We start from the raw sequence: 7252 nt of genomic DNA on the forward strand, positions 1-7252 counted from the left end.
ACCGTCACCTCGGATCGTAGGCAAACTCGATCCGGTTGCCGCCGGGTTCCCGGATCATGAAATGGATTTTCGGACCCGCGCCGGATGGCTCTGGCGCGAATTCGACCATAACCCCTGGCCAGTCCTTGATGGCATCGAATACGGTGTTCAGCGCGGCCTCGTCCGGCACTTTGAATGCCACGTGATGCAGACCCACATTTGCGTGCCGATCGAACCCGCGCCGGTTGTCACCCTTCTGCTGCCACAGGGTCAGCACGGCGGCACCGTTGCTGATAAAAGCCGAGGGGTATTCCGGCTTGCCGCCCACCACGTCCCAGCCTAACCCGTCGACAAAGAACCCTTTCGAGGCGTCCAGATCAGCGACCGTCAGGCCAAGGTGATCAATTCCCAATACATTCTGCCGCATCATATCTCGCTTTCCTTGCTTAATCGCCCTTGGTGCCCCCGCACGCGTCGCGTGCGGCAGTAATCCGTGTCGGAACAGACAAACATCCGGTTGCCTGCATCATCCATGATTACCTCGTCCAGATAACTGTCCTCTGCCCCGCACAGGTCGCAGGGATGATCGGCCTTGGTGGGTTCGAACGGGTAATCTTCGAAATCCAGGCTCACCACTTTGGTATGCGGCGGCAGCGCATAGATGCGTTGTTCCCGCCCAGCCCCGAACAGCTGGATCGCGTCCATTTCCAGCTTCGGGTTGTCGAATTTCGGGATCGGCGACGGATCCATCACATAACGCCCCGAGACCTTTACCGGATAGGCATATGCGGTCGAGATCGCCCCGTTTTGGCTGATATCCTCGTATAATTTCACATGCATCAGGCCATATTCCTCAAGACTGTGCATCTTGCGGGTCTCGGTCTCGCGCGGTTCGAGAAAACGCAGGGGTTCAGGGATCGGTACCTGATACACAAGGATCTGATCCTCGGTCAGTTTTGCTTCGGGGATGCGATGGCGTGTCTGGATTACAGTTGCCTTCGCGGTTTCCTCGGTTGTCGCCACCCCTGCGGTGTTTTCAAAGAACTTGCGGATCGAGACGGCGTTGGTGGTGTCATCGGCCCCCTGGTCAATCACTTTGAGCGTATCGTCCGGCGTCAATGTTGCAGCCGATACCTGCACGCCGCCCGTTCCCCAGCCATAGGGCATGGGCATCTCACGGCTGGCAAAAGGTACCTGATATCCCGGAACAGCCAGAGCCTTGAGGATAGCTCGGCGGATCATCCGCTTGGTCTGCTCGTCCAAATATGCAAAGTTGTACTCATTCATTTTGAAGTATCACTTTGTGTTTTGGTATTTTTATGGACGTTTTTGTATGTGGAGCGGTCTTTTTGGCCATTATGTTTTATCTCATCCTGCATATCCGCCATTCCAGACGGCGACGAGAATCGATGCTGCGGGACAAGGCCGGTATTTGGAAAGCAATCGGTGCCCCTGACCTTGGCGATCACAGGGTGAAGGACACGGAGTAGGAGCAATAAACCGCTTATCCGCTGTGCGTTGGTTGGGCTCATTCGGCTGCCTCCTGCGGTGTAGTCCTCGCCTCGGCGTCGCGCCGCAGCTTGCGGACCAATTCCAGTTCGGACTGAAAATCCACGTAATGCGGCAGCTTGATATGTTCGAGGAACCCGGTCGCTTGAATGTTGTCCGCATGGCTCAGGACAAATTCCTCGTCCTGCGCAGGGGCACCCAGATTGTCTTCTCCCAATTCCTGCCAGCGCAACGCGCGGTCGACCAAAGCCATGGCGATTGATTTGCGTTCCGACTGGCCAAAGACCAGACCATAACCGCGCGTGAACTGGGGTGGTTCGGTTTTGGAGCCCTTGAACTGGTTCACCGACTCGCATTCGGTCAATTCCACCTCGCCGATTTCGATGGCAAAGCCCAACTCGGGAATATCCATCTCGACCGCGACTTTGCCGATGCGCAATTCGCCGACAAAGGCGTGGTTGCGGGCGTAGCCGCGCTGGGTTGAATAGGCCATGCCCAACACAAACCCCTCATCCCCGCGGGCCAGCGATTGCAAGCGCAGGGGGCGTCCGGCCGGAAACTCCATCGGTTGCCGAGTCAGATCAGCCGGAGCGTCGTCACTTGCGGGTTCATCTTGAATGATATCCTCATCCTTCAGAAAGTCGGCGATATGCGGAACCGGGTCTGTGCGTGGCTGACCTTTGGGTGAGGGCGGAACCTCGCCCTCGGCGGCCAGTTTGAAATCCAGCAAACGATGTGTGTAATCAAAGGTCGGACCCAGCACCTGTCCGCCCGGCGCATCCTTGAACGTGGCCGAGATTCGGCGGTCGCAGGCCATACGGTCTGTTTCAACCGGGTTGGTATTCCCGAACCGGGGCAAGGTGGTGCGATAGGCACGGATGAGGAAAATCGCCTCGATCAAATCGCCGCGCGCTTGCTTGATGGCTAGAGCAGCCAGATCGGGGTCGAACAAAGACCCTTCGGCCATTACCCGGTTTACCGCAAGGCTCAGCTGTTCACGGATCTGCGCGATGCTGAGTTCAGCAACATCGGTCGCCCCGCGCCGTTCCTCGGCCAGCCAGGCATGGGCGTTTTCGATGGCCTTCTCACCGCCTTTTACAGCCACATACATCGACTAACCCTCTGCCTTGATCTGCGTGCTCCGCGGCAGCGCCGCGACTTTGTCACCGCAGGTGAAGAAGAAATCGCATCCCAATGGATACAGCGCCGCATTGGCCCGAAGCGTCGGAATATCCGGTAGTGACAGAAGGGCGACGCCCTTGATCCCCGGCCCCGTCAGCGTTGCCCCTGCTTGATTTAGGTCGTCACATTCCACGATCAGCGTCGCTGAACGGTCAGGATACTCAGGCGTTCCAATGCGGAACTGCCCCAAGGGCATCAGCGCTTGCCACGTTCCGATTGCGAAGTCAGCCTGGTCCGCTGTCACAAGCGGCGCACCGGTGTGAAAGGTCAACCATTGCCGCACTGCATCCGTATCAACCTCACCCGCCAAAAACACACTGGTTTCCGGGTCGCAAAGCGTCAGCAGCAGTGTTCCCGCCGCCACGGACAAGGGCGCGGGTGGGTGAGTGCCGATGATCCGGCGGATCTCACCCGGGCGCGCCATGACCGTCATCGCGGCACGAAAAGCATGGGCCGCTTCAATTGGTGCGTTCTGGAACCCGCCTGAAAATTGGTTTTGCACGGTCATCAGTCTTCACCTCGTACCATCGTAAAAAACTCGACCTTGGTGGCCGCGGCCTTGGCGGCGCGGGTTGTTTTGGCTGTCTGCATCTGTTGACCAAGCGGAGCGATCACCCGCGCACGAACGTCTCCGGCGGCGTCGGTTTGCATCAACGCATCAACCAGCGCCGCTATTTCCGCTTTTCGCTTGGAACGTCCCTGCACATAGCCATGACCAATTGTTCCGTCCTGCAACGCAAGCGAACAGCGCGTGATCGTCATTTCACCCAGATTAAATGGCGCGCCTGTGCCGCCGGTCCGTCCGCGCACCATCACACCTCCTACTTCGGGGTGACGGAGCCATTGAAAGCTCGGAGGCGCGCCGATTTCATCCAACAACGCAATCAGTTCTTCTTCTGGAGCGCAGGCCAGCAAACCCATCCATTCCTGACGCGCAGCATTCGCGGTTTTTGTTTTATCGGTCATCAACCCCCCTTGGCCAGGTTGTCTACATGAACTATACAACTAGACAAATATTACACCCCTCGCGGAGAACCCGCAATCCGCGCACCCGTGAAAGTTTGGTGACATGAATAAAACGCCTGTCTGGAAAAGCATTGCGCTCAGCCTGACCTCGGACATAGCCGAGGGGCGATACAATACCGGTGACCGGTTGCCGACCGAGGCGCAATTGGCGGCGCAACATGGTGTCAATCGGCATACGGTACGGCGCGCGCTGTCGGACATGGCCGAACAAGGTCTGGTCCGCCCACGGCGCGGGTCAGGCGTTTTTGTGGCCTCGCGCCCGACCGATTATCCAATTGGCAAACGGGTGAGATACCACAAAAGCATATCGGCCAGCGGTAAGATGCCGGGCAAGACGATCCTGTCGTTGACCACCCGCGCGGCAGATGAAACCGAAGCCGAAGCTCTGCAGCTTACCCCCGGAGACACGGTTCACGTGTATGACGGCCTGTCTCTGGCCGATGGCCAGCCCATCGGCCTATTTCAGAGCGTCTTTCCGGCTGATCGTCTGCCCGACATCCTGACTGCACTGCAAGACACGCGATCCGTGACCAAGGCACTGCAACGCTGTGGCGTCGCAGACTACACCCGTGTGTCTACCCGCCTGACCGCGCGGGCTGCCACGGCGACACAGGGTTTGCATCTGCAACTGTCGCAAGGCGCTCCGGTGCTGTTTTCGACGGGGATCAATGCCGATCTAAACGGCGTGCCGGTCGAATACGGGCGCACGGTTTTTGCAGGAGAGCGGGTTACCCTGACCCTGAATAATGATTGAGCACCGGAGGCTCTCGCCCGTCTTCGACCTCCTTGCGGAGGCCTCATCCCGTTGGGCGTAGCGCTGCGCGTGGCGCCGGGCCCAAAGCCGCCAAGGGGTATCGGCACAGCCGATGCGCCTGCGAGTGCGGGAGTGGTTCCGCCCTTAGACATGACTGCTCCTATAATGCTCAAGCACTCCTGCAACGCGGTGAAAGTTTTGTAACGTTGGGCAAACCGCGGGGGCTACCCTTTGCAATGCAGCGCAGGTATACGCGACCGCGACTCTTTAGCTGACACGAGGCCACCATGAGCTTTGACCGCACCATCAAGATCGCCCCTTCGATCCTATCCGCCGATTTCGCCAATTTCGGGCAAGAGATTCAGGCGATCGAGGCCCAGGGCGCGGATTGGGTCCATGTCGATGTTATGGATGGCCATTTCGTCCCGAACCTGACCTTTGGCCCACCCGCCGTCAAAGCATTCCGCCCGCACGTTAAAACGGTGATGGATGTCCACCTGATGATCGCGCCGGTTGATCCTTATATTCAAGCTTATGCCGATGCAGGTGCCGATATCCTTACAGCGCATATCGAGGCCGGTCCGCACACCCACCGTACGATGCAAGCCATTCGTGCAGCCGGGATGAAGGCAGGGGTTGCGCTGAATCCCGGCACGCCAGCCGAAGCCGTCGAGCATCTTCTGGACCTGACCGATTTGGTCTGCGTCATGACCGTGAACCCCGGCTTCGGCGGTCAGAAATTTATCGACATGACCAGCAAAGTCCGCAAACTGCGTCAGATGATCGGTGACCGCCCCGTGCATATCGAGATCGACGGCGGTGTTGACCCGAAAACAGCCCCGTTGGTTGCAGCCGCAGGGGCTGACGTGCTGGTCGCAGGATCAGCCGTCTTCAAGGGTGGATCAGTTGAAAGCTCCGGTGTCTATGGCGACAATATTCGCGCCGTAAGGGCTGCCGCAGAATCCGCGGTTTAGGCCATCTGTAATCTGGCGGTTTGCAGAAACCGCGAAATCTCGAGCCCAAGGCTGGCTTCGATTGAAATTGCCAGATCTGGCTGTTTTTGCAGTTCCGCAGTCAGATCGGACATGTTCCATTCGATCACCCGTGACGGTTTAAGGGCTGTCACGGTCACCGGCGCGGTAAAGCCCTGATCTTTGGCCAGAAAGGCCGTCCCGCCAAGGAACCGGCCTTCGCCCAGCGTGTCTACTCGGTCTCCGCTCATCTCAACACCGATTTCCCCATCCACGATAAGCGATAGGCTGTGTACCGGGCTACCTTGCGTTAACAGATTGGTTCCAACCGGAACCGTTTTTGCAACTCCCATTCTCAGCAGGTCATATGCGTCCCGCTCCGAGAAATTGCGCAAAGCGATTTCATAGAGGTGTCTTTGCATATCGGTAAATGGCACCGGGCGTCGTTCCAGCAACAAACGCACAATCCAAAAGATGTTGATACCGGTGAAAAACAGGTTCCACCCGATCGGGGCCCACAGCGGCGCGGGTTGCAGATAGTAATAGGGCAGCAGGATCATCGCGCCAATCACCGACAGAACACGCAGCCAGAAAATATCCCTGACCGAGTAAGAAATTAGGTAAAAGACATTCGCCGCATTTACCAAAAGGTCCAAACCCACCATGCCCTACCTCATCAGTTTTGCGCGCTGACCGGGGCCAGGCGTGCTTTACAGGTGCATGTTGAGTTTAGCAGTCGCTGTTAGGTGGGCTAGAGCGTTGACTCCGGCCTATTACTTTTTCACCCGGAATCTTTCCGGTTTCTCTGAAAGACAGGTTATGTGGCTTACTTTCTGCTGCGGATGTAGCAAGTGCGATCTGGTGCCCGTCTCAGGATCATCAGCGCTTAGGATTGCGGCTTGCATGTCGCTCAGATCTGTGCTGTGCAGGATACGCGTGCTGTAGTGTACGAATGGAAGTCCAAACATGATTTACCCCAAGCTCTGATTTTCTGACACCAACCCCTGCGAGGCTCGCGCCGTTTGCTTCGAGTGCAAACATGGGGTCACTTCTTTGCGTTGAGGTGGAGGTAAAATTAAACCGCCAAAACGACTGCAGATCTTGCCACGAAAATAGAAATTGCCAAGCAGGTCATCTTGTGACCATGAACAGCCGCATCAAACATCTAAATGAGAATGCCCCATGATTGAACGCATCGACACCGGCGAACGGTCCTCGAAAATCGTAAAACACAACGGCGTGGCCTACCTGACCGGACAAGTCGCCGAGGGTGACACTATTCAGGAACAAGTCCGAATTTGCCTCGAAAAAATCGATGCCCTGCTTGTACAAGCCGGGTCATCACGTGAAAATATGTTGCGTGTAACGATCTGGCTGGCCGATATGAAAGATTTTGCCGGATTGAACGAGGTCTGGAATGCCTGGGTTCCCAAAGGTCACGCACCGGCCCGCGCCTGCGGGGAAGCCAAGCTGGCACGCCCCGAACTGAAAGTAGAATTTATCGTGGATGCTGCTTACGATTAAGCCTTCGGCAAAGGCAGTTTGCGCGCCTAGGAACTGATAAATCCAAACAAAAAAAGGGCGCCCCAAGGGACGCCCTTTCTTTGAGTATTGGCGTAAGCGCCTTACTCGATGATTTTCGACACAACGCCGGCGCCGACGGTGCGGCCGCCTTCGCGGATGGCGAAACGCAGGCCGTTTTCCATCGCGATCGGGGCGATCAGCTCAACCTCGAACGACACGTTGTCGCCGGGCATGACCATCTCGGTGCCTTCGGCCAGGGTCACGGTGCCGGTCACGTCCGTTGTACGGAAGTAGAACTGCGGACGGT

Annotated in this window: 11 protein-coding genes; 3 read left to right on the forward strand and 8 right to left on the reverse strand. The window is 57.3% G+C overall.

Going from position 1 to position 7252, the window contains the following annotated elements:
- Positions 1-4 precede the first annotated feature (4 nt).
- The 6 genes from ACR0LY_RS19510 to phnG are packed head-to-tail and all read right to left on the reverse strand — an operon-like array spanning position 5 to position 3636.
- Complete coding sequence (locus tag ACR0LY_RS19510; protein WP_254428609.1) at positions 5-409, reverse strand: VOC family protein; 405 nt, start codon at positions 407-409, stop codon at positions 5-7.
- Entirely contained in the window at positions 406-1266 is an 861-nt protein-coding gene (locus ACR0LY_RS19515) for an alpha-D-ribose 1-methylphosphonate 5-phosphate C-P-lyase PhnJ (protein ID WP_170351816.1), read from the reverse strand. Before ACR0LY_RS19515 ends, ACR0LY_RS19510 begins: the two co-directional genes overlap by 4 nt.
- Positions 1263-1511 (reverse strand): hypothetical protein, encoded by a 249-nt coding sequence (locus tag ACR0LY_RS19520; RefSeq protein WP_170351817.1) that lies wholly within the window; start codon positions 1509-1511, stop codon positions 1263-1265. Before ACR0LY_RS19520 ends, ACR0LY_RS19515 begins: the two co-directional genes overlap by 4 nt.
- Complete coding sequence (locus ACR0LY_RS19525; protein WP_170351818.1) at positions 1508-2599, reverse strand: carbon-phosphorus lyase complex subunit; 1092 nt, start codon at positions 2597-2599, stop codon at positions 1508-1510. The genes ACR0LY_RS19520 and ACR0LY_RS19525 overlap by 4 nt, the downstream gene beginning before the upstream one ends.
- Before the next feature lie 3 nt (positions 2600-2602).
- Positions 2603-3178: a phosphonate C-P lyase system protein PhnH gene (gene phnH / locus ACR0LY_RS19530; RefSeq protein ID WP_170351819.1), complete on the reverse strand. Its 576-nt coding sequence runs from the start codon at positions 3176-3178 to the stop codon at positions 2603-2605.
- Complete coding sequence (phnG, locus tag ACR0LY_RS19535; RefSeq protein ID WP_170351820.1) at positions 3178-3636, reverse strand: phosphonate C-P lyase system protein PhnG; 459 nt, start codon at positions 3634-3636, stop codon at positions 3178-3180. Before phnG ends, phnH begins: the two co-directional genes overlap by 1 nt.
- 103 nt (positions 3637-3739) lie before the next feature.
- On the opposite strand from phnG, the gene phnF reads away from it, so the two are divergent.
- Together phnF and rpe are read left to right on the forward strand one after the other, a co-directional pair.
- Entirely contained in the window at positions 3740-4450 is a 711-nt protein-coding gene (gene phnF / locus ACR0LY_RS19540; protein ID WP_170351821.1) for a phosphonate metabolism transcriptional regulator PhnF, read from the forward strand.
- 287 nt (positions 4451-4737) lie between these two features.
- Positions 4738-5424 carry a ribulose-phosphate 3-epimerase gene (gene rpe / locus ACR0LY_RS19545; protein WP_170351822.1) on the forward strand — a complete coding sequence of 229 codons (687 nt, stop codon included), beginning with the start codon at positions 4738-4740 and terminating at the stop codon, positions 5422-5424.
- Here rpe and ACR0LY_RS19550 read toward each other — a convergent pair.
- The gene (locus tag ACR0LY_RS19550; RefSeq protein WP_170351823.1) at positions 5421-6086 is read right to left on the reverse strand and encodes a Crp/Fnr family transcriptional regulator; all 666 of its coding nucleotides are present in this window, start codon (positions 6084-6086) and stop codon (positions 5421-5423) included. The genes rpe and ACR0LY_RS19550 overlap by 4 nt on opposite strands.
- Before the next feature lie 517 nt (positions 6087-6603).
- On the opposite strand from ACR0LY_RS19550, the gene ACR0LY_RS19555 reads away from it, so the two are divergent.
- Complete coding sequence (locus tag ACR0LY_RS19555) at positions 6604-6945, forward strand: RidA family protein (RefSeq protein ID WP_170351824.1); 342 nt, start codon at positions 6604-6606, stop codon at positions 6943-6945.
- Positions 6946-7046: 101 nt separating this feature from the next.
- Here the strand turns inward: ACR0LY_RS19555 and ACR0LY_RS19560 are convergent.
- On the reverse strand, positions 7047-7252 hold a 206-nt coding region (locus tag ACR0LY_RS19560), incomplete at its 5' end, for an EF-Tu C-terminal domain-related protein (RefSeq protein WP_480567489.1).

The sequence above is a fragment of the Ruegeria sp. BC5 genome, from assembly GCF_056539205.1.